We start from the raw sequence: 419 nt of genomic DNA, 5'->3' as shown, positions 1-419 counted from the left end.
AACGCTTATGATGCCGGCCGTAATGGTACAGCGCAGCTGATTACCAATGTAGCAGCAGGCAGAATAGCAGCTGATTCTACAGATGTAGTAAACGGTGGTCAGCTATTCAGCCTGTCCGGCTCAACATCAACAGGGCTGAGCAGTCTGTCGACAGTAGTTTCATCCACTGTTATTAGTGGAATCAACAGTATAAGCAGCTCCATGTCTACCGGCTATGAAAGTTTGTCACACAGCCTGAGTACGGCAACAGACAATCTGCAACAGCTGACAAACATCACCAGCAGCAGTCTGAGCAGCTTATCAACTGTTGCAAGTACAACTCAGAAAGATGTGTCAGATCTGAAAGAGAAAGCACTGAAATGGAATGATGATAAAGGCGGATTTGATGCAGGAAGACCAAACAATCTGACCCGTGATCT

Annotated in this window: 1 pseudogene; it reads left to right on the top strand. The window is 46.3% G+C overall.

The features are described 5' to 3' along the window. Positions 1 to 419: pseudogene (locus tag H3V01_RS10925) on the top strand (hypothetical protein); the annotation flags it as partial.

It is taken from the genome of Snodgrassella sp. M0351, from assembly GCF_016100575.1.
Lineage (GTDB): Bacteria > Pseudomonadota > Gammaproteobacteria > Burkholderiales > Neisseriaceae > Snodgrassella > Snodgrassella alvi.
The sequence above is the reverse complement of the archived record's forward strand: the minus strand, read 5'-3'. Positions and strand labels throughout refer to the sequence as shown.